The sequence below is a fragment of the Halomonas sp. SIMBA_159 genome, from assembly GCF_046536035.1.
Classification (GTDB): Bacteria; Pseudomonadota; Gammaproteobacteria; order Pseudomonadales; family Halomonadaceae; genus Vreelandella; species Vreelandella venusta_A.
On the sequence record NZ_JAWJBT010000329.1, the window covers coordinates 1 to 288 of the forward strand.

1 protein-coding gene is annotated in these 288 nt (G+C 52.1%); it reads left to right on the forward strand.

All coding sequences use genetic code 11. From position 1 onward, the window contains the following. Positions 1-288: hypothetical protein (locus tag R0J87_RS19490; protein WP_498888311.1), on the forward strand; the 288-nt coding region annotated here is incomplete at both ends.

Here is a 288-nt window from a genome sequence, read left to right on the forward strand (position 1 = left end):
CTCGACGAAATGAAAGGACTGCAGGAGGAAGGCAACACCCACCTTGAAGGGATTGGTGACAGCCTCACGGGTATCAGCGATTTGCTGTCAGACTTCGGCAACCCTGACCTGACCAATGCCGGGAACGGCACCTGTATTCAGTCGAAAACCTGCTCCAGTTTCTATGCCTCAAGCTATCCCGAAGGGATCACCGGCATTATCAATGACTTTACCAATGATATGACCTCAGGGGGACAATTTGACTTCCTGAACCAGTTTCAGGTTGATGCAGGCGGCTCTGCCCCTGAT